At 56.9% G+C, this 19,651-nt stretch carries 19 protein-coding genes; 6 read left to right on the forward strand and 13 right to left on the reverse strand.

Features of this window, described 5'->3' with window-relative positions; genetic code table 11:
- Position 1 precedes the first annotated feature (1 nt).
- On the forward strand, positions 2 to 772 hold the full coding sequence (locus JHC09_RS10610) for a class II glutamine amidotransferase (RefSeq protein WP_182394369.1): 771 nt from the start codon (positions 2 to 4) through the stop codon (positions 770 to 772).
- A 79-nt stretch (positions 773 to 851) separates the two neighbouring features.
- Positions 852 to 1,079, forward strand: a complete 228-nt coding sequence (locus JHC09_RS10615) for a flagellar basal body rod C-terminal domain-containing protein (protein ID WP_169195307.1) — start codon at positions 852 to 854, stop codon at positions 1,077 to 1,079.
- Between the two features lie 57 nt (positions 1,080 to 1,136).
- On the opposite strand, the gene JHC09_RS10620 is transcribed toward JHC09_RS10615, so the two are convergent.
- Positions 1,137 to 1,400, reverse strand: a complete 264-nt coding sequence (locus JHC09_RS10620) for a DUF2312 domain-containing protein (RefSeq protein ID WP_169195306.1) — start codon at positions 1,398 to 1,400, stop codon at positions 1,137 to 1,139.
- Positions 1,401 to 1,639: 239 nt separating this feature from the next.
- Here JHC09_RS10620 and JHC09_RS10625 point away from each other — a divergent pair, with 239 nt between their 5' ends.
- Together JHC09_RS10625 and pyk are read left to right on the forward strand one after the other, a co-directional pair.
- Positions 1,640 to 2,185 (forward strand): DUF1036 domain-containing protein, encoded by a 546-nt coding sequence (locus tag JHC09_RS10625; protein WP_169195305.1) that lies wholly within the window; start codon positions 1,640 to 1,642, stop codon positions 2,183 to 2,185.
- Positions 2,182 to 3,621: a pyruvate kinase gene (pyk, locus tag JHC09_RS10630; protein ID WP_199531915.1), complete on the forward strand. Its 1,440-nt coding sequence runs from the start codon at positions 2,182 to 2,184 to the stop codon at positions 3,619 to 3,621. The genes JHC09_RS10625 and pyk overlap by 4 nt, the downstream gene beginning before the upstream one ends.
- 77 nt (positions 3,622 to 3,698) lie before the next feature.
- Here the strand turns inward: pyk and JHC09_RS10635 are convergent, their stop codons facing one another.
- The 11 genes from JHC09_RS10635 to JHC09_RS10685 all read right to left on the reverse strand — a co-directional run bounded on the left by JHC09_RS10635 (position 3,699) and on the right by JHC09_RS10685 (position 16,904).
- Positions 3,699 to 4,391 carry an outer membrane beta-barrel protein gene (locus JHC09_RS10635; RefSeq protein WP_199531916.1) on the reverse strand — a complete coding sequence of 231 codons (693 nt, stop codon included), beginning with the start codon at positions 4,389 to 4,391 and terminating at the stop codon, positions 3,699 to 3,701.
- Positions 4,392 to 4,497: 106 nt separating this feature from the next.
- A complete protein-coding gene (locus JHC09_RS10640) occupies positions 4,498 to 4,881 on the reverse strand; it encodes a hypothetical protein (protein ID WP_199531917.1) in 384 nt (127 codons plus the stop codon).
- Between the two features lie 151 nt (positions 4,882 to 5,032).
- Positions 5,033 to 5,158 carry a type B 50S ribosomal protein L36 gene (ykgO, locus tag JHC09_RS10645; protein ID WP_046105532.1) on the reverse strand — a complete coding sequence of 42 codons (126 nt, stop codon included), beginning with the start codon at positions 5,156 to 5,158 and terminating at the stop codon, positions 5,033 to 5,035.
- A gap of 296 nt (positions 5,159 to 5,454) precedes the next feature.
- Positions 5,455 to 6,321, reverse strand: coding sequence for an ATP-binding cassette domain-containing protein (locus JHC09_RS10650; protein ID WP_182394376.1), 867 nt, complete (start codon positions 6,319 to 6,321; stop codon positions 5,455 to 5,457).
- Positions 6,318 to 7,160: an ATP-binding cassette domain-containing protein gene (locus tag JHC09_RS10655; RefSeq protein WP_169195300.1), complete on the reverse strand. Its 843-nt coding sequence runs from the start codon at positions 7,158 to 7,160 to the stop codon at positions 6,318 to 6,320. Before JHC09_RS10655 ends, JHC09_RS10650 begins: the two co-directional genes overlap by 4 nt.
- A gap of 10 nt (positions 7,161 to 7,170) precedes the next feature.
- Positions 7,171 to 8,088 (reverse strand): ABC transporter permease subunit, encoded by a 918-nt coding sequence (locus tag JHC09_RS10660; RefSeq protein WP_169195299.1) that lies wholly within the window; start codon positions 8,086 to 8,088, stop codon positions 7,171 to 7,173.
- Positions 8,088 to 9,011: an ABC transporter permease subunit gene (locus JHC09_RS10665; RefSeq protein ID WP_199531918.1), complete on the reverse strand. Its 924-nt coding sequence runs from the start codon at positions 9,009 to 9,011 to the stop codon at positions 8,088 to 8,090. Before JHC09_RS10665 ends, JHC09_RS10660 begins: the two co-directional genes overlap by 1 nt.
- Before the next feature lie 100 nt (positions 9,012 to 9,111).
- Entirely contained in the window at positions 9,112 to 10,728 is a 1,617-nt protein-coding gene (locus JHC09_RS10670) for a peptide ABC transporter substrate-binding protein (RefSeq protein WP_248308969.1), read from the reverse strand.
- Positions 10,729 to 11,169: 441 nt separating this feature from the next.
- On the reverse strand, positions 11,170 to 12,453 hold the full coding sequence (locus JHC09_RS10675) for an acetyl-CoA C-acetyltransferase (RefSeq protein ID WP_199531919.1): 1,284 nt from the start codon (positions 12,451 to 12,453) through the stop codon (positions 11,170 to 11,172).
- A gap of 11 nt (positions 12,454 to 12,464) precedes the next feature.
- On the reverse strand, positions 12,465 to 14,423 hold the full coding sequence (locus tag JHC09_RS10680; protein ID WP_199531920.1) for a 3-hydroxyacyl-CoA dehydrogenase NAD-binding domain-containing protein: 1,959 nt from the start codon (positions 14,421 to 14,423) through the stop codon (positions 12,465 to 12,467).
- A gap of 15 nt (positions 14,424 to 14,438) precedes the next feature.
- The gene (locus JHC09_RS10685) at positions 14,439 to 16,904 is read right to left on the reverse strand and encodes an acyl-CoA dehydrogenase (RefSeq protein ID WP_199531921.1); all 2,466 of its coding nucleotides are present in this window, start codon (positions 16,902 to 16,904) and stop codon (positions 14,439 to 14,441) included.
- 375 nt (positions 16,905 to 17,279) lie between these two features.
- Here JHC09_RS10685 and JHC09_RS10690 point away from each other — a divergent pair, with 375 nt between their 5' ends.
- Positions 17,280 to 18,989, forward strand: a complete 1,710-nt coding sequence (locus JHC09_RS10690) for a long-chain fatty acid--CoA ligase (RefSeq protein ID WP_199531922.1) — start codon at positions 17,280 to 17,282, stop codon at positions 18,987 to 18,989.
- Positions 18,986 to 19,375, forward strand: a complete 390-nt coding sequence (locus JHC09_RS17065) for a MerR family DNA-binding protein (RefSeq protein ID WP_169195292.1) — start codon at positions 18,986 to 18,988, stop codon at positions 19,373 to 19,375. Before JHC09_RS10690 ends, JHC09_RS17065 begins: the two co-directional genes overlap by 4 nt.
- On the opposite strand, the gene JHC09_RS10700 is transcribed toward JHC09_RS17065, so the two are convergent.
- Complete coding sequence (locus JHC09_RS10700) at positions 19,372 to 19,635, reverse strand: UvrB/UvrC motif-containing protein (protein ID WP_199531923.1); 264 nt, start codon at positions 19,633 to 19,635, stop codon at positions 19,372 to 19,374. The genes JHC09_RS17065 and JHC09_RS10700 overlap by 4 nt on opposite strands.
- Positions 19,636 to 19,651: the final 16 nt, after the last annotated feature.

The following is a 19,651-nucleotide window of genomic DNA, read 5'->3' on the forward strand; positions in this document are numbered from 1 at the left end:
TATGTGTCGGTTCCTCGCCTATACCGGAGAGCCGATTTATCTCGACACCCTGCTCATCGAGCCGGAAGCGTCACTCGTCAGTCAGTCGCTTTCGGCGCGTGAAGCCAAAACCGTCGTTAATGGCGACGGATGTGGCATTGGATGGTATGGCGCCCGGCCCGAGCCGGGTGTTTACCGCGGCACCCTCCCTGCTTGGTCCGATGCCAACCTAGCCTCGCTCTGCCGGTCGGTGGAGGCGAGGCTTTTTCTTGCCCATGTGCGTTCGGCCACATCGGGGGAAGTCTCCTTCTCCAATTGCCATCCCTTCTCGGCGGGCAAACATCTCTTCATGCACAATGGCCAGATCGGCGGCTATCCAGCCATTCGCCGCTCGGTCGAAGCCCTCATTCCCGATCCGATCTATGGTCGCCGTCGCGGCAATTCTGACAGCGAGGCGATTTTCCTCTCCGCGCTCGGACAAGGGCTGGATACAGACCCTGCCCGTGCCATCGCCAGAACGCTCGAAGCCTGTCACCGCCTTCAGATCAATGAGGGGATCACCGAAGCGCTGCGTTTCACCGCCATTTTGAGCGACGGCGAAAATCTCCATGCCTTCCGCTGCGCCAGTGACGATAGGCCCCCCAGCCTTTACTGGCGCCACATGTCCGGCGGCATAGCCGTGGCGTCCGAGCCTTTCGTCAGCAATGAGAATGAGTGGCACGCCGTCCCTGCCAATTGTCATATGACCATCGGCAAGGACATCGCTTTCGAAGACTTTATGATTGCCTGGTAATGATCAAAGCCTTTCGATCCAATTAGGACGTTGTTCATCCGGCAGGCGCAGAATTCAGACAGATCAGCTGAGATACGCCATGACAATTTCCGCCCTATCAACCGCCACCCACGGCATGGCGCGTGCGACCAGCCAACTTCAGCACAGTGCCAATCAGATTGCGCGCAGTGGCATTCCCGGCGCCGAGGTCGACATCGGCAATGAACTCATTAGCGCCATGACCGCAGAAACCGACTTCAAGGCCAATGTCAAAGTCGCTAACGCCGCGCAAAACATGACAAAATCGCTGATCGACATCTTGGCCTAGGCGCATAAAAAAACTCCCGCACCAGGGCGGGAGTTTTGTTTAACGGCAGGGCAATTCTTAGTCGTCGGACGGAGCGTCCACCATGCCTAGCGCGCTCATGTAGAGCTCGAGAATCGCTTCCTGCTCCATGCGCTCGTTGTGATCCTGCTTACGGATCGTCACGATCTTGCGCAGGATCTTGGTGTCAAAGCCATTGCCCTTGGCTTCGGCATAAATTTCCTTGATATCAGCGGCAATTGCCGCCTTTTCTTCTTCCATACGCTCGATGCGTTCGATGAACGCACGCAGCTGGTCCTGTGCGACGCTGTCTTCGACGGCCATGATAACCTCTTGTAGATCGCTGCCGAAACTGGCGGCTTGGCGCCTGTTTTGACTCGGAGAAATGAATAAATAGTCTTGTTCCCCATCAACCCCAAGGGCGGTTTGGGTTCAACCCCTTTGTGCGCGGATTCACACAGCGCGCCACCGCTTGTGATAACAACTCCATGTTTCCGTCATATCGAGGCGTTATCAGTTGACCTCACCTTCCGCTTAGGGTCAAAACGGTAGTACATTTTTCAATGAATTCGGGATCGCACGTGCGCCGCATCCGCCTCGGATCTGCAATTTTGCTTGCGAGTTTTGGTGGCTTTTTTGCCCTGGCTGTGCCCGCCAAGGCAGACCTCCGCATTTGTAACGAAACTGGAAACCTCATATCAGTCTCGCTCGGCTATCGTGCAGAGCGTGGCTGGATGAGTGAAGGCTGGTGGCAAGCCCCTCCTGGCGACTGTCGCGTTCTCTACCAAGGCGACCTGCAACAACGCTTTTTCTATCTCTACGCTGTTGACGATGTCGGCGGCGGATCTTGGGATGGCGAAGTGTTCATGTGTACCAGAGACGAGACCTTCACGATATTCGGGGTTGAGGATTGCCTCGCCCGCGGGTATGAGCGCACCGGGTTCTTTGAAATTGACACGCAGAACCGTACCGACTGGACGCTACAATTGACCGAAAGCGATGGTCTACCAAGCGTTGTCGGCCCGGACTTGGGCGAAGATCTTGAAGAGCCAGCTTTTCTGGTAGACCCCGACGCACCTCTAACTTCAGAAGACACGGACACGCAATGAGACGGATCAGACGCGCGAAGATCCTCGCAACCCTCGGGCCAGCAAGTCACGAGGAGACTATGATCGAGGAGCTGGCCAAGGCCGGTGCCGACGTCTTCCGGATCAATATGAGCCATGCGAGCCACGAGGTTCTGCATCAGACCGTCAAGCGGATCCGCAATGTCGAAGCGCGTCTCAAGCACCCAATCGGCATTCTTGCCGATTTGCAGGGCCCCAAACTGCGCGTCTGGAAGTTCGCACAGGGCTCTATCAATCTCGTCGCAGGCCAAAAGTTCACGCTCGATAGTCAAAATGACGATCAGGGCAACGAACAGCGCGTTTACCTGCCGCATCCAGAAATCATCGAAAGCGTCTCGGTCGGCGACCGTCTCCTGCTAGACGATGGCAAGCTGCAGCTCAAGGCTACTAAAGTCGGAGGCGGCGCCATTGAGACTGAAGTCGTCTATGGCGGCAAGCTCTCGGACAAGAAGGGCGTATCCCTTCCGGACACCCTGCTCCCCACCGGCGCACTGACCGAAAAAGATCACGCTGACCTTCTCGAAGCCCTCAAGGCTGAAGTCGATTGGATCGCGCTCTCCTTCGTGCAGCGCCCAGAAGACATTATCGACGTCCGCAAGATCGTTCAGGGTCGCGCTGGCGTTATGGCCAAGATCGAAAAGCCACAGGCAATCGAGCGCCTTGAGGACATCGTCAAGCTGTCTGACGCCATCATGGTTGCCCGTGGCGATCTCGGCGTTGAATTGCCGCTGGAAACGGTCCCTGGCCTTCAGAAGCGCATGATCCGCATGTGCCGTCGCTACGGCAAGCCGGTGGTCGTCGCCACCCAGATGCTGGAATCGATGATCACTGCACCGGTCCCGACCCGTGCAGAAGTTTCGGACGTCTCCATCGCAGTGTTCGAAGGCGCTGACGCTGTCATGCTCTCGGCAGAATCCGCATCGGGCCAGTACCCGATCGAAGCTGTCGCGACCATGAACAAGGTGGCCATCGCCGTTGAAAGCGATGCAAACTACCGTGGCATTATCCGCGCCGCTCAGACCGAGCCAGAAGCAACTGCCGCGGATGCGATTTCCGCGGCAACCCGTCAGGTCGCAGAAACGCTCGATCTGGCCGCAATTCTCACCTACACCGCATCCGGCTCGACCGCGATCCGTGCAGCCCGTGAGCGCCCCTCCAAGCCAATCATTGCACTGTCGCCAAACCTTCGCACCATTCGCCGCCTGTCGGTGGTCTGGGGCATCCATTGCGTTCAAACTGAAGACGCAGTGAACCTCGAAGACATGGTCGATCGCGCTTGCGTCATCGCTTATCAGGAAGGCTTTGCCCGCCCAGGCGACCGCATTGCCATCACTGCAGGTGTGCCACTGGGCACTCCTGGCGCCACCAATATGCTGCGCATCGCCTTCGTCCGTCAGGATGGCGCTGGCTCCAGCTAAACGCTGCAAGCCTAGTATGAATATGAAAAGCCCGCCTTTCGGCGGGCTTTTCTTTGGGACTCAGGAAGGTGCCCGCATTAGAAGTGGTAGTTGATCCCAAGCTTACCGATATGCGCCTTGGCGTGAATGTCATAGGGGTCGTTACCCAGCGCGCCGACTGGCGCGGTCTTTTTGCCGTAATCGACATAATTATATTCGGCCTTGAGCGAAATCGCCTCGGTAACCTTGACCTCGGCGCCAACGCCTGCCGTCCAGCCGACAAAACCGGCCGAATAAATACCATCGGTGCCTGTGAGTGCTGGCGTTGTCTTACCCACGCCCTCAGCGACGGCAAGACCAGCTGTACCAAACAGCAACACCGAGTCTAAGGCGATGCCGGCACGAGCCCGCAGCGTCCCGGACCAGCGAATATCTGCCGAGCAATCGGAAGTCGTCAGGATCACGCATGCGGTTGTGCCGGTAGCACCGGACCAGCCCAGATCGGCTTCAGCACCAAAAACCAGCTGCTCATATTGATAGTTAGTACCAACAGTGACGCCGAGCCCTGCGCCGCGCATTGTAACGTCTGTCACAACACCGCTACTCGTATTTGTCGTACTGGTTATGCCGCCCGTGTAGGAGCCGTACACACCAGCATAAAACCCTGTCCAGTCATGTGCCGGACCTGCATAGGCAATCGCAGAATTGCCAAAATCTGGCAGATACAAGTCGGCAGCAACAACCGGTGTTACTGAAAAAACTAAAACAATTGACCCTAAAAGCTTACGCATAACCCCTCCGGAATTTCCGAGGAGCATGAACATTTATAGTTAATACGCAGTTACGCGCAAATATTCAGCCTCAGCCCACGCGACCGCATCCTGAGAGCGCTAAAACTCACGCTCTGAAGGCGAAAACATTGTTCACTTGATCGGTGGAATAGTAGTCCGCTTCAATCGCATCCTTAAGGCGCGTCAGATCGCGGGTAATACAGGCGATAGTGTCGTGAAAAGAATCAACCGACATGTCGGAGCGCTGAACGAAGGTGAACCGCACCTCCGTCTTTTCGCCATAGCGCATAGCGCGCATTGGCATAAACAACGGTATCTCTCCGGGCCGGAACACCGCATGGTCATAAATGCCGTTTCCGAGGCCGGGAACGAAGCGGATATACCTCACCCCGCCGAAGGTCACTTCGGCCAGCCAGTCCCCACCCTCTTGCTTTCTATACGTCCCGGGAACCACGGCGGCCCATTTGCCGAAGTTCTTTGGGTCAGACATGAACGTATCAACCTGGCGATACGGCCTGTCCACAGTCACCGTAAGCGTGTGCGATAGCGGCATCAGGTCCCCCAACCTTCACCAGCCCAATAAAAAACAAGGCCCGCATGTTTATGCGGGCCTTGTCAAGCAATTCTTGCTGGGAAGCGTATTAGCCCTGACGGGCCTTGAAGCGCTTGTCCACCTTGTTAATGATGTAAACCCGGCCGCGACGGCGGACGAGTTTATTCGCGCGATGGCGCGTCATCAACGCCTTGAGCGAGTTGCGGATCTTCATCTTGGTATCCTCGGTCAAACAAAAGAGGCGCCTAGGCGCCCGGAAACTTGCCCCTTCATAGGGAATACGTCGGAGCCTGTCAACGCGGCAGACGCGCAGAAATCCTAAACTCTAGACTCTTGTCTATTCTGGCCCTGTCCTGTGGAAATCCCGAGCAATTACAGGCCATGAGGCGTGGATTTCGCGCCATTTCGGGCAATCGGGACCCTGTGCGCGGCGTCAACAAGACATCAATTACAAAGGAGCGGGGGCGAGTCTGAGACTCACCCCCGCTCCATTTAAGCCTGCCGGACGCTTTACGCTGCCGACTGCGCAGCCTTGCGGAGGCGACGCCGTTCTTCACGCCGCTCCATCTCAACAACCGGATCTGGAACCGGCACGGCCGCGATCAGCTTCTTGGTGTAGGCATGCTGTGGATCTTCCACCACCTGCGCCACGTCGCCAATTTCCACCACTTCCCCGAGATAGAGCACCATCACGCGCTGCGCGATGTGCCGAACCACGGCGATGTCGTGGGAGATGAAGAGCATGGAGATGCCAAGCTCTTTCTGGAGGTCCATGAGAAGGTTGATCACCTGCGCCCGGATCGACACGTCGAGCGCTGATACGGCCTCGTCACACACCACCAGCTTGGGGTTGGTGATCAAGGCGCGCGCAATACCGATACGCTGACATTGGCCGCCCGAGAACTCGTGCGGGTATTTGTTGATCATCGAGCCCTGCAGCCCAACCTTCTCCATCATATGGATCACGCGTGCTGTGCGTTCGGCCTTAGTCACACGCGGCTCATGGGTCTGCAACGGCTCGGCGATGATCGCCCCTGCCGTCATACGCGGGTTCAGCGACGCCAGTGGGTCCTGAAACACCATCTGAATGTCCTTGCGCAGAGCCAGAAGCTCGTTGCTGGTCATGGTCTGGATGTCTTTACCCAAATAGTGCGATGTGCCCCCGGTTGCCTGCACCAGCCGCGACACGGCTCGCGCGAGCGTCGACTTTCCAGAACCCGACTCGCCGACAATACCCAGTGTCTCGCCCGCATAGAGGTCGAACGAGACATTCTTGACCGCATGCAGGACGCGTTTCTTGCCGAAGAGCGTGCTTGGCGGAAGACTAAAGTCCACGCTGATATCGCGGACTTTCAGAATTGGTTCGCGGTCACTCATGCTTGGCGCGCCCCTGTCATGAAGTCATAGGAGACGGTGGAAAGACGCTCGACTCGCTTGTCCAAGCGCGGCAATGCCGCCAACAGGCCCTTGGTATAGGGATGCTCGGGACTGGCGAAAATATCGGCGGTCTTGCGATATTCCATCACCTTACCCCCAAACATCACCAGCGTGTCCTCACACGTGCCCGCGACAATCCCAAGATCGTGAGTAATCAGGATGATCGACGTCCCGAAATCCTCTTGCAGATCCACGAGAAGATCGATGATTTCAGCCTGAACTGTCACGTCGAGGGCTGTTGTGGGCTCGTCAGCGATGAGCAATTCCGGGCTACACAGCAGCGACATTGCAATCATCACACGCTGACGCATGCCGCCCGAGAACTCATGCGGATAAAGGTGGATGCGATTCTTCGCATCGGTAATCCGCACTGCCTCAAGCAGGCGCACGCTTTCCGCGAGCGCCGCATTGTAGCTCATGCCCTTGTGGAGCTGCAGAACCTCGGTCATCTGCCGCGAGATGCGCAGATAGGGGTTCAGCGACGTCATCGGGTCCTGGAAGATGATACCAATACGCTTGGCGCGATATTCGTTGAGCTGCTTGCGGGGGAGATTGAGAATCTCCTTGCCATCAAACTTCACCGAACCAGAGGCATGACCATTTTTGGGCAAAAGGCCCATAATGGCGAAAGCGCCCTGCGTTTTACCAGATCCCGACTCGCCAACGATGGCCAGTGTTTTGCCCTTCTCGAGCGTATAGGAAAGGTCCCGCACGCCCTCGATGATGCCATCGGGGGTTTCGAACTCGACCTTGAGGTTTTTGACTTCTAGTAGTGCCATGGTCAGCCTCCTATCGGTCCTTGGGGTCGAGCGCGTCACGCAGACCGTCACCGATATAGGTGAGACAGAACAGCAGCGTGATCAGCACAGCGGCTGGCGCAAGCATCAACCAAGGCATCACTTCGGCAACTGGCGCACCAGCCGAGATCAGCGTACCGAGCGAGGTTTGCGGCTCCTGCACACCCAGACCGAGATAGGAGAGGAAGCTCTCCGCGATGATGATTTCTGGAATGGTCAGCGTCGCATAGATCACAACCGGACCGGTCAGGTTCGGTACGATGTGACGCATGATGATGGTGAAAGGCTTGACCCCACCAGCGCGCGCGGCCTCGACAAACTCTTTCTCCTTAATGGAGAGCGTTTGCCCACGCACAATACGCGCCATGGTGAGCCATTCGATCGCACCAATGCCAATAAACAGCAGCACCGGGTTACGACCGAACATCACCACCAAAATGATGACGAAGAGGATGTAAGGCAGCGCATACATAATATCGACAAAGCGCATCATGATGGCGTCAACGCGCCCACCATAATAGCCTGCGACGGCTCCGTAGACGACACCGATGGTTACCGAAACAAGCGTCGCAACAAAGGCCACGACCAAGCTCATCTGCGTGCCTTGCAGCACACGAGCGAGCATGTCGCGCCCGTTCTGGTCTGTGCCAAGATAATGGCCAGCGTCAAAATCAGGCGGCTTGCGAATATTGCTCCAGTCGACCTGGGAATAGCCCCATGGCACAAGATACGGCCCAATGAAGGCGACAAGGATAATTGTTACGAGAATGAAGATGGAGATCACCGCCATCTTATTCTTTTTCAAGCGATTGAACGCGTCCTGCCCCAGCGAGCGACCCTTTGGCGCTTCGGTGGCCAGCTTTTCAGCATAGGCGGTGAGAACGTGGTCTTTACCGGTAAAACCAGCCATCAGCGGTACCTCACCCTTGGGTCAAGCCAAGCGTAGACGAGGTCCACGAGCAGATTGAGCGCGAGAATAATGAACATGTAGAGGATGGTGGTCCCCAGAACGACGCCATAGTCGCGGTTGAGCGCAGCTGTGACGAAATATTTGCCGATACCCGGCAGGCCGAACACCTGCTCAACGGCGAGAGAGCCAGTGAGGAGATAGGAAAGGCCAGGTCCAAGATAGGACACGACGGGCAGCAGTGCCGGCTTGATCGCATGGCGCATCAGCACCAGACGTTCGCCAAGCCCTTTCGCACGTGCCGTGCGGACATAATTGGTACCGAGCGTTTCAATCATTGAGCCGCGCATCAGGCGCGAGATACGCCCAGCGTGTGGCCAAGCCAAAACTGTGACAGGCAGAACCAAGTGGGCCCAGGAGCCGCTGACCCAACCGCCCGCAGGCACCCATTTCAGATAAACGCCGAACCAGAGCTGGAGCAGTGCCGCCATCAGGAAGTTCGGGATCAGCACGCCGATCATCACGCCCAGCACCAACACATAGTCGGGCCACTTATTCTGATAAGCGGCAGCAACCATGCCCGCGATCATGCCGACAATCGTCGCGATCACAAATGCCGACAAAGCCATGGTGAGGGTGAAGGGAAAGCCGATCGAGATGAGTTCGCTAACGTTGAACCCGTCGATCACCATCGATGGGCCAAGGTCGCCCTGCAGCAAACGCCACACGTAGAGGAAATACTGAACGATCAACGGCTGATCGAGATTGTAGTGCGCTCTGAGATTGGCGAGCACTGTTGGCGGGAGCGCGCGCTCACCGTCGAACGGACCACCGGGAGCTAGGCGGAGAATGAAGAAGCAGGCGGTCACAGCGATCAAAGCGATAGGGATCGCCGACAAGACACGCCGAAAGGCATATGCCAGCATTTATAGCGAACTCCTTGGCCGAAGAGGCGAAGCACCTCTCCCGGACAAAAGCGCCGTGGGGGCCTTTTGGCCCCCACGGTCTCAAAAAACTTAACTTCGGTTACTCGGACTTAGACAGCCAGCGGGTACGGAAGATGTTCTTCGGATTTGCTTCAAAGCCCGAAATCTTTGGCGAGACGACGTCCTTAGACACGTACCAGTAGATCGGGATTGCAGCGAACTCATCCATGGCGATCTTTTCAGCTGCAGCGAGCAGTTCGCCACGCTTTACCAGATCAAGTTCGGTCGAAGCCTGGACCATCAGCGCATTGAACTCGTCGTTCGAATAGCGACCGTAGTTATTGCCCCAGTTGATCGTACCGGCCTGATCAACGCCGTCCTTGAGAAGGTCGAGCGTGTTGGATGGATCGTTGTAGTCGAGCAGCCAGCCAGCGCGGCCAATTTGGAAATCGCCTGCGCGCAGAGCGTCGTAGTGCACTGCGGTTTCAGCGTTGAACAGCTCGATCTTAACACCCAGCGGTTCCCACATGGCAGCAAGTGCCACAGCGATACGCTGGTGGTTGTCGTTGGTGTTGTAACGCAGCTGCAAGGTCAGCGGCTTGTCTGGGCCGTAACCGGCTTCAGTCATCAGTGCCTTGGCCTTTTCGACGCGCTCTTCATATGGCGTGTCAGCCCAAGCTGGATGGTAAGCATTTTCAACATAGTTGGAAGTGCCCGGTGGGACCCAACCATAAGCTGGCAGCTCGCCCGTACCCAGAATATCTGGCCCGATCACGTCGCGAACGACGGTGGTCGAGAGCGCTTCACGGATACGAACGTCGGAAAGAACTTCGCCTTCTTCCTGGTTCAGCACGTAGTAATAGATGCCCAGGAATGGCGTGACGTGTGCCTGACCAGGCATGTTGTCCTGCAGCCACTGATACTGGTCAGATGGGAAGTCGGTCAGAATGTCGAATTCGCCAGCGCGGTAGCGGTTAAGCGCTGCAGCCTGATCTTCCAAAACGTGGTAGAAGACTTCGTCGATCTTCACGTTCGAAGCGTCGTAATAGTCAGCGTTCTTTTCAGAGCGAACATACGAACCTGGCAGCCATTCCTTGATCAGGTATGGGCCGTTGCCGATGATGTTTTCGACCTTAGTCCAATCGTCGCCAACCTTCTCAACCAAGTGCTTTGGCACTGGGTAAGCGGTGTAGTGCGTCAGCGCTTCAAGGAAGAATGGGGTCGAAGCTTCCAGCGTGATTTCGAGCGTCTTGTCGTCGATTGCCTTGACGCCAAGTTCGTTCAAATCAGCGATTGTGCCCGAGTTGATCTTTTCAGCGTTCTTGATCGGGAACTGCAGATACGCGTAGTCGGCAGCAGTCTTTGGATCAAACAAGCGCTGGAATGCGAACACGAAGTCGCCAGCGGTCACTGGGGTGCCGTCCGACCAAGCAATACCGTCACGCAGGTGGAAGGTATAGACTGTGCCGTCTTCCGAAATATCCCAGGACTCGGCCTGGCCCGGAATAGCTTCAGCGCTTGGGCTTTCGGTGAGCAGACCTTCGATGTAGTCGCCGATAACGCGGTTTTCCCAGTCGCCCGACGCCTTATGCGGGTCCAGAGTTCCCGGATCACCACCGTTGTGCAACTGCAGTGTCACAGCAGAAGCTGCCGTGCTCATCAACAACGCCATAACGCCGGCGGTCGCGACTGCCTTAAAAGCTGTCGTGAACTTCATATGGTCCCATCTCCTATAATTATCCCTTGGGGGAAGTTGTTCATTGCCCAACTTCAACTCAGCTTGGCAGTTCCTTTGCCAAGATCATTGGACGGTATCGTGCAAATCCGTCTACTGACAAGTGAAACTTGCCAGAACTCAAAACAACTATGAAATATCTGTTCATACGAACAGTTAGGCTTGAACTATGTGGTGCCACAACAGCCTGATTTCGCGCGGCAAACAGGTTTGTGAATACAAAGCGGGGGCACCCTCGAAAATCAAGGCGCGCCCGCTATTGTTCAGCATGTCTAAGCGGACATCACATTTGAAAAAGATAGATCACTACAGCCACAGCAAGGAGCACAGCGAAAGGTAACCAACTCGGCCAAGTCTGTTTAGGCTTGGGCGCTTTTGGTTCTGGCTTCTTCTCAGGGCGACGGAATTTTACGACGTTATCACTCATGCCGCTCCCTCTACCAGAGCAGTCACGCCCATGCCACCGGCAGTGCACACCGAGATCAAGGCTTTCTTACCAGCCTGCCCCGAAACCAGCTTTGCCGTCAGTCCCAAAATACGCGCCCCCGTCGCTGCAAATGGGTGCCCATAGGCAAGGCTCGAGCCCTTCACATTGATCTTTGCGCGATCAATCGGGCCAAGAACGTCGTTACGCCCAAGAACGGTGCGGCAATATTCGGGATCATTCCAAGCCTTAAGCGTACACAAGACCTGCGCTGCGAACGCCTCATGAAGCTCGAAGTAATCGATATCGGCAAAGCTCAGCCCCGCCCGATCGAGCATGTCGCTTGCCGCAATCGTCGGTGCCATCAACAGCCCTTCGCCATGGGCGAAGTCATTTCCCGCCACACGGCCTGTGGTGAGGTAAGCAAGGATCGGCAAACCCCGCGCTTTGGCCCAGTCTTCACTCGCCAAAAGCACGCTGGCCGCGCCATCGGTGAGCGGGGTCGAATTGCCCGCGGTCAACGTGCCGTTGCCAGAGGTTTTGTCAAAGGCCGGTTTGAGCGTCGCCATTTTTTCAAGATTGGCGTCGGCCCGCACGTTATTGTCCCGCACAAGGCCCGCATGCTGCACCACGAGATCGTCGTGGAAGCCCTCTTCATAGGCAGCGCTGGCGTTGCGATGGCTGGCAACAGCCAGCGCATCTTGATCGGCCCGCGCAATGTTCCATTCGCGCGCCATGAGCTCGCAATGTTGACCCATCGATAGGCCCGTGCGCGGTTCGTTGACCGAGGGCGCAACCGGCGTCAGCTCGCCAAACGAAAACCCTTTGAAAGCCTTGAACTTGTCGCCCGGAGTTTTCCCAGCATTCACATTGAGAAGGCGATGCTGAAACTTCGGCCCGAAAACAATTGGACTGTCTGACACGCAGTCTGAGCCCGCCGCAATACCGCTATCGATTTGGCCAGAAGCAATCTTACCGGCCAAAACCAAGGCCGCCTGCAAACTGGTACCGCAGGCAATCTGCATGGTCGTTCCCGGCGTGCGCGGCGACAGCCCGGCGTCGAGCAAGGCTTCTCGCGCGATATTGAAATCGCGCGAATGATTGATCACTGCCCCGGCGATAACTTCATCAATCTTTTCGCCTTTAAGCCCATATTTGTCGGAAAGCCCGCGCAGCGTCCCCGCCAACATCGAGAGGTTGCTTTCCTCGACATATGCCGTACCGCCGCGTGCAAACGGAATGCGGGCCGAACCGACAATGGCAACGCGTTTCACTTCAGTCATTGTCTTTCCCCTCACGCCCGGCCGTCTGCACGGGCCTTCATTGGACCACCCAGAAATGGCGCAAAACCCGTGCCGAAAATCACACCGATATCGGCCAGTTCAGGCGAGGCCACCACGCCTTCACGGACCACAATTTCGGTCATATCAACCAGTGGTTTGACCAGCTCGCGGCCCAGCCCGACGAGATCAGGATGCTCTGGCGCTGCATCTTTGACCGCTTTGCCGTCCTTCCACGAATAGAAGCCCTCGCCGGACTTCCGCCCGAGCTTGCCTTGCGCAATCAGCGTGGCAAAAATGCTGTTTTCCGGCACCGCATGCCCGAGCTCAGTCGCAACCGACTTGCCCACATCCAGCCCAACCGTATCCATCAACTCGATCGGCCCCATCGGCATGCCAAAGGCAACTGCTGCCGCGTCGAGCAATTCCTTGCTTTCGCCCGCTTCAACGCGCTCCACAGCGCCCAGCATGTAAGGCATGAGCACACGGTTCACGAGGAAGCCCGGTGCAGACTTCACCACCACTGGCGATTTTCCGATAGCCAGCGCAAAAGCTGCGCCCTTACCAATGGCTTCATCGTCATTAAAGGTAGAGCGGATCACCTCAACCAATGGCAGTTGCGCCACTGGATTAAAGAAGTGCAAGCCGATCAAGCGGCTGGGGTCCTTGAGCGCTTCGGCGATGCGTTCAAGCTCAATCGACGAAGTGTTCGTCGCGAGGATCGCACCCGGTTTCAACTTGCCTTCGACGCCAGAGAAAATGCTCTGCTTGACCTCAAGCTTTTCCACCACCGCCTCGATGATCACATCGGCGCGCGGCACTCCTGTGCCATGCGGATCAGGGGTGAGGCGCAGCATCGCCGCATCGACCTCGTGTTTTTTCTTATAGCGTTTTTTAAAGAGCTTCTTGGCCCGATCCAGCGCCGGCTGAATGCGCTCTAAATCGAGATCCTGAAGCGTCACACTCATCCCGCGATAAGCGCACCACGCGGCAATATCGCCGCCCATGACGCCTGCCCCGATGACGTGAACACGCGCAAATTTCGCGCCCTTCAATCCCTGCTTTTTGAGCTTTTCAGAGAGAAAGAACACACGACGCAAATTGCTCGCGGTCGGGCCACCCATCAGTGGGGTGATAGCTTCGATTTCGCCGCGTGCCATCGCGCGCCAATCATTGCCATGCTCCTCGAACAAATCGATGAGCGCATAGGGAGCCGGATAATTCGCCTTTGGCGCCTTTTTGGCCGCCTGCTCGCGCATCTTATTGGCGATAAATCCACGAACACCGGGCAGAGCCATGGCCTTCTTATACGGCGCGGCTTGCTCGGATTTGCGCTTTTGCAGCACAGCCTTGCGGCCTTCCCAGGCCAGCATATCGCGATGCCGCACCAGCTTATCGACAAGGTTGAGGCCACGCGCTGCCCCGGCGCGCAGCATTTTTCCCGTGAGCATGATCTGCATGGCATCAACCGGCCCGGCCTGCCGGATAGAGCGTCCAGTCCCGCCAAACCCGGGGAAAATCCCAAGGTTGACCTCAGGGAAGCCAATACGAGTTTTCTCGTCATTGACGGCAATACGGTAGTGGCAGGCCAGTGCTAGCTCTAGCCCCCCGCCCAAGCAGAACCCATGAATACCGGCCACAACCGGAATCTTGAGGCTCTCCAAGCGCTGGAAGATCGTGTGGGTGCGACGCAGCGCGTCGGGCAGAACCGAGAAGTCACTCAGACTATCAAACTCGGCGACATCGGCGCCCGCGATAAAACCGCTGTCTTTGCCGGAGAGCAGAACAACGCCGATCAACTCGCCGGTCGTCTGCATCTCCTCAAAATGGGCAACCAGTGCTTCCAATTCCATCAGCGCCGCACGGCTAAGCGTGTTAACCGGCGCGTCTGGAGTATTGATCGTTAGCCAACCAATCTTTTCGAGATCGATAGTGAAATTCCAGAACTTGGTCTCTGCGATTGCAGTTGCCATTCTTTCCTCCGATCCCTATTCCGCCGCCGACCGTGGCGCGGTCTTATCCAACACGGTCATCGCAAAATCATCAACCTGCACCGCGCGCTCGGTGGCCTCGTCGGCCGCCCGCATGATGCCCGCCTCATTGTCGTTGAGCACGCCAGCGGCCACCGCATCAGCAATCGCGTCACGATCAAGACGACGCTCGATAACACCCTTACGCGATGCCTTGATGAAGCGCGTTTCGATCTCTTCGGCGTCGACGACCTTCTTGAACGCATCCTCCAAGACCCCGGTCACATCATCAGGATCATTGGAGATATAGACGCCCGTTGTCAGGCGATCGCGGAACCCACCCGGCACCAACACAGCCTTAGCCAGGCGATAGTTGGCCCTGTCGGACGCGCGCTTTGCGTGGCGGCCAAAGGGGAAGCAGAGGATACGCATCGCCCAAGCAAAGACGGGGTTCGGGAAATTATCGAACACCTCGCCGAAGGTTTTTTCGATATTGGCAATGCGGTCGGCGATGATGCTGTCGACCAGTGCCTTATCTTCCTCAATGCGCGCTTCCTCGTCAAAACGCTTGAGCGTTGCCGACATCAGATAAAGCTCGCCCAATAGGTCAGCCATGCGGCCCGAAATCTTCTGCTTCTGCTTGAGCGAACCTCCGAGCACCACCGTGGTCCAATCCGCCACCAGCGCAAAGGCCTGCGAATAGCGGTGCAGCTTGCGATAATGCCCCGCCATCGGCCCTTCATTGGGAGACGAGGCGAAAGCGCCATTGCTCACCCCGTGCAGGAAACTCGCCACAATATTGCGCAGCATAAATTTGGTGTGCCCACCAAACGCGAGATCGAACGCGTCGAGGCCCGCCTTGCGGTCCTTGTTCTGAACCGCCTGAATTTCTTTGAGCAAATAAGGGTGCGCCCGCAGCACGCCCTGCGCAAAGGTCATCAGCGTACGGGTGAGAATATTGGCCCCTTCCACGGTGATCGCCACCGGGATCGCCATATACCCGCCAAACAGATAATTCTTCGGACCATCCTGAATGGCGCGCCCGCCTTGAATATCGAAAGCCTCGTCCATGCTGTCGCGCATGGCTTCCGTGGTTGTATATTTGAGCAGCCCCGCGATAACCGCCGGACGCTGCCCTTCATCAACCATCGACGCCGTCAACCGCCGCGCCGCTTCATACATATAGGCGCGCTTAACCATCTCCCCGAGCGGCTCCGCCACGCCTTCCATGATCCCAACGGGGATGCCAAACTGGCGACGGATACGCGCATAAGCCGAAGTGGTGCGCAGCGTTTGTTTGATCGATGTCGTGCCGATCGCAGGCAGTGAAATCGCGCGGCCCGTGGAGAGACACTCCATCAGCATGCGCCAACCCTGGCCGGCATAATCCACACCACCGATCAGATAATCGAGCGGCACGAACATGTCCTTGCCCCGCACCGGACCATTCATAAAGGCCTGGCGCGATGGGAAGTGACGACGACCAATATCAAGGCCCGGATGGTCGCGCGGAACCAGCGCCAACGTGATGCCAACGTCAACACCACGGCCGAGCAGATTGTCCGGATCTTTGAGAAGAAACGCCAAACCAACCAGCGTCGCCACTGGGGCAAGCGTAATATAGCGCTTGTCGAACGACAGCTTGACCCCAAGCACTTCCTGGCCATTCCACATGCCCTTGGTCACAACACCAATATCGCGCATACCGCCGGCGTCAGAGCCGGAGTGAATGCCCGTCAGCGCAAAGCACGGCACATCCTGACCGGTCGCCAGACGATGGAGATATTTTTCCTTTTGTGCCGGTGTGCCGTATTTCTCCAGCAGCTCGCCTGGTCCGAGCGAGTTGGGCACCATAACGGTGATCCCCGCCGCCACCGAACGGCTGGCAATCTTGGACACAATCATCGACTGTGCCTGCGCCGAAAACCCAAGGCCACCGTGTTCCTTGGCAATCAGCATGCCCAGAAATCCCTTGTCGCGCAGGAACTGCCACAACTCAGGCGACAGGTCCGCGCGGTTATGGCGAATATCCCAATCGTCGAGCATCTGGCATGCCTGCTCGGTCGGGCCATCCAAAAAAGCTTGCTCTTCAGCCGAGAGGGTCAGCGGGCGGATTTGGGTCAGTTTGTCCCAGTTCGGACGCCCGGAAAAGAGCTCGGCATCCCAACCGACAGTACCCGCGTCCAGCGCTTCCTGCTCAGTGCGGCTCACCTTGGGGAGAATGGATTTCACAGCGCCATAAACGGGCGTCGTCAGCACCGCGAGGCGCAGTGGCTTTATCGCCAGCAGCAACAGCAGCGCGCCGAAAACAAGCAGGAGCCAGCTCCCGAAGCCCAGAGCATAATTGGCCCCGTCCGCTGTAAAATGGAAACCGGAGGCAAGGCCGATGACCACCACTGCCGCTCCCCATTGCCAAAGCGCACTTTCGCGCACGGCCAAAGCGGCAAAAACGATCAAACTGATCACGATCAGCAACAGGGTCATGCCCCTATCCTCCACAAGCGCGCCACACCCCAGGGGTTGGATCGCCATTGTCTCCTCGCCCGCGAATACTTGCCGCGGCTACTCCTCAGCGCGCACCCAAGGCCTATTCAGAACTCAAGCGCGACGCCCACTTAATTTACTCAAGTTTACGTATACGTCAACTTACACACCAATAGGTTCATCGCCAGTGGTAACGCAAACCTTGATTTGGTGCCCTGAGCAGTCACAAGCGCTCAATTGACGCTAACGTAAACCCGTGGAATAGTTTCCAATACGTGTTGGAAAAATCGACCAAAGAGCCGAACACAAAGTTCATTCAACACGCGAGGGGGACAAGCTGCTCCGCGCAGCGCAGTACTATTGGAGGATTTTCTCTTGGACACTTCTTTGGATACCTCTAAGCAGTCGCGCCCATGGCTCCACAGCTATCCTGAAACGATTGCTTGGGACGCAGAGATCGACACGACCCCAGTCCATGAGCAAATCCTCGCCACTTGCGCGCGCGAACCCAATCGTCTGGCTCTCGACTTCCTAGGCGGAAAAACCAGCTTTGCCTCGCTTGCTGAGCAAATCCGCGCCTTTGCCGGTGCGCTGCAAAAAGAATTCGGGGTCACCAAGGGCACGCGTGTGGCGCTCATGCTCCCCAACACCCCGTTCTACCCCATCGCCTACTACGGTACGCTATTGGCTGGTGGTACGGTGGTGAATTGCAACCCACTCTACACCATCCCTGAGCTGACGCACATCACCCGCAATGCGGGTGCCGACATCATGGTGACGCTCAACCTCGCCAATATCTGCGAAAAGGGCCAAGCCCTTGTCGAAGCGGGTCACATCAAAAAGCTGATTGTCGCGCACTTCCCCAATGCGCTCCCGCTGGTCAAGAAAATCTTGTTCAGTGTTGTTAAGGCCAAAGAGCTGACCAAAATTCCGCGCAGCAACGAGGGCGCGGCGCTGTACTCCTTCGAGGCCCTTCTGGCGAAACGCCACACGCCGACACCGGTACAGATCAATGGCAGTGATATCGCGGTGCAGCAGTACACCGGCGGCACCACTGGCATCCCCAAGGGCGCCCTCCTTACGCACGCCAATATTTCCGCCAACGCCGACCAGGCGCGCCTGTGGTTTTCTCCAGTGTTCAAGACTGGCAACAAGGCCGTGGCGGTACTGCCCTTCTTCCATATCTTTGCCATGACGACTTGCCTCAACATGCCGCTCATTTGCGGCATGTCGGTGTTTATGATGCCGCGTTTTGAGCCCAAGGGCTTCTTGGCCCTGCTTAAACGCGCCAAGCCCGATTTGATGCCCGCAGTGCCGACCCTCATCGCAGCCTTGGTCAACAATTCTAGCTTCACCCGCGAAAACCTCGCCAGCCTCGAGCTCATTGTCTCTGGCGGCGCACCATTGCCAAATGAGTTGCGCGGTCTGTTTGCGCAAAAATCCAGCGGCCGCCTCGTTGAAGGCTATGGCCTCACTGAAGCCTCGCCGGTCGTCTGCTGCGGCCCCTTCTCGGGCGTCAACAAGCCCATGTCCATTGGCCTGCCGCTCCCGGCCACTGACGTTCGCTTCGTCAATATCGACACCAAACAAGTTGTCGGTCTCGGCGAAGATGGCGAGTTGCAGCTCAAGGGCCCGCAGGTCATGGCCGGCTATTTCAACAATGATGAAGCCAATGCCGATGTGTTCATGGACGGCTGGCTGCGCACCGGCGACGTCGGTCACATGGACGAAGACGGCTATGTCTTCCTTGTTGACCGCATCAAAGATCTCATCATTTGTTCAGGCTTTAACGTCTACCCACGCACCATCGAAGAGGCACTCGCGACGCACGAGGCCGTCGAAGAGGTGAACGTCATTGGTGTTCCTGACGAATACCGCGGCGAAGCCCCGGTCGCCTTCATCAAATTGCGCGAAGGCATGTCCACGGACGGCCCCGCGCTAAAGACCTTCTTGGCCGAGAAAATCAACAAACTCGAGATGCCAAAAGAGTTTATCTTTAAGGATAGTTTGCCTAAGACCTTGATCGGAAAGCTCTCCAAGAAAGAGCTCCGTGAAGAATACACACAGCGGAAAGCGCAAAAGTGACCGAAGAGGCCAGCGAGACAAAAGATCTCTTCGCCATTGCCGACCTTGCCAAAGAGTTCGGCATTTCAACGCGTGCAATCCGCTTTTATGAAACCAAGGGTCTACTCAATCCGGAGCGCGTTGGTGCAACCCGCGTCTTTCGGCGTCGCGACCGCGCCCGATTGATCCTAATTTTGCGCGGCAAACGCCTCGGCTTTTCGCTGCGCGATATTTCCGATTACCTCAGCCTTTATGACGCCAACCGCAGTCAACAGGTGAACCTGCTCGCCGAGAAAGTCGATGAGCGCATTGCCCTGTTGGAGCGGCAACGCGATGACCTCGAGACGACGATCCGCGAGCTGCGCGAGATCAAGAACCTGGCGCAAGATCGGCTGGTCAAAACCTAACGCTTCTTTTTATTCGCCCCGATTAAAAAATCCGGCTTCTTGGGTTTCACCCAATTCTTGGGTGGCTCTCGAACAGGCTGATCCGTGCCAAGCCCGATCTGGCCCGGTGGTGCGCGCCCAAAAATGCCATCAGCTTCCCCCTTGAGACGCGCAATTTCATCGCGCAGGGCTGCGGCTTTCTCAAAATCGAAATCGGCCGCCGCTGCGTCCATTTCCTTTTCGAGCGCTTGTAAGCGCTGCAAATTCGCTCGCGATGACATCTTTAGTCCCTCGGTT

The sequence above is a fragment of the Devosia sp. MC532 genome, assembly GCF_016461625.1.
Taxonomy (GTDB): domain Bacteria; phylum Pseudomonadota; class Alphaproteobacteria; order Rhizobiales; family Devosiaceae; genus Devosia.

What these genes read in the sequence shown, in the direction of transcription:
- JHC09_RS10610 (WP_182394369.1), top strand. Translation starts at nt 2, where the DNA reads ATGTGTCGGTTCCTCGCCTATACCGGAGAGCCGATTTATCTCGACACC.
- JHC09_RS10615 (WP_169195307.1), top strand. Translation starts at nt 852, where the DNA reads ATGACAATTTCCGCCCTATCAACCGCCACCCACGGCATGGCGCGTGCG.
- JHC09_RS10620 (WP_169195306.1), bottom strand. Translation starts at nt 1,400, where the DNA reads ATGGCCGTCGAAGACAGCGTCGCACAGGACCAGCTGCGTGCGTTCATC.
- JHC09_RS10625 (WP_169195305.1), top strand. Translation starts at nt 1,640, where the DNA reads ATGAATTCGGGATCGCACGTGCGCCGCATCCGCCTCGGATCTGCAATT.
- pyk (WP_199531915.1), top strand. Translation starts at nt 2,182, where the DNA reads ATGAGACGGATCAGACGCGCGAAGATCCTCGCAACCCTCGGGCCAGCA.
- JHC09_RS10635 (WP_199531916.1), bottom strand. Translation starts at nt 4,391, where the DNA reads ATGCGTAAGCTTTTAGGGTCAATTGTTTTAGTTTTTTCAGTAACACCG.
- JHC09_RS10640 (WP_199531917.1), bottom strand. Translation starts at nt 4,881, where the DNA reads ATGTCTGACCCAAAGAACTTCGGCAAATGGGCCGCCGTGGTTCCCGGG.
- ykgO (WP_046105532.1), bottom strand. Translation starts at nt 5,158, where the DNA reads ATGAAGATCCGCAACTCGCTCAAGGCGTTGATGACGCGCCATCGCGCG.
- JHC09_RS10650 (WP_182394376.1), bottom strand. Translation starts at nt 6,321, where the DNA reads ATGAGTGACCGCGAACCAATTCTGAAAGTCCGCGATATCAGCGTGGAC.
- JHC09_RS10655 (WP_169195300.1), bottom strand. Translation starts at nt 7,160, where the DNA reads ATGGCACTACTAGAAGTCAAAAACCTCAAGGTCGAGTTCGAAACCCCC.
- JHC09_RS10660 (WP_169195299.1), bottom strand. Translation starts at nt 8,088, where the DNA reads ATGGCTGGTTTTACCGGTAAAGACCACGTTCTCACCGCCTATGCTGAA.
- JHC09_RS10665 (WP_199531918.1), bottom strand. Translation starts at nt 9,011, where the DNA reads ATGCTGGCATATGCCTTTCGGCGTGTCTTGTCGGCGATCCCTATCGCT.
- JHC09_RS10670 (WP_248308969.1), bottom strand. Translation starts at nt 10,728, where the DNA reads ATGAAGTTCACGACAGCTTTTAAGGCAGTCGCGACCGCCGGCGTTATG.
- JHC09_RS10675 (WP_199531919.1), bottom strand. Translation starts at nt 12,453, where the DNA reads ATGACTGAAGTGAAACGCGTTGCCATTGTCGGTTCGGCCCGCATTCCG.
- JHC09_RS10680 (WP_199531920.1), bottom strand. Translation starts at nt 14,423, where the DNA reads ATGGCAACTGCAATCGCAGAGACCAAGTTCTGGAATTTCACTATCGAT.
- JHC09_RS10685 (WP_199531921.1), bottom strand. Translation starts at nt 16,904, where the DNA reads ATGACCCTGTTGCTGATCGTGATCAGTTTGATCGTTTTTGCCGCTTTG.
- JHC09_RS10700 (WP_199531923.1), bottom strand. Translation starts at nt 19,635, where the DNA reads ATGTCATCGCGAGCGAATTTGCAGCGCTTACAAGCGCTCGAAAAGGAA.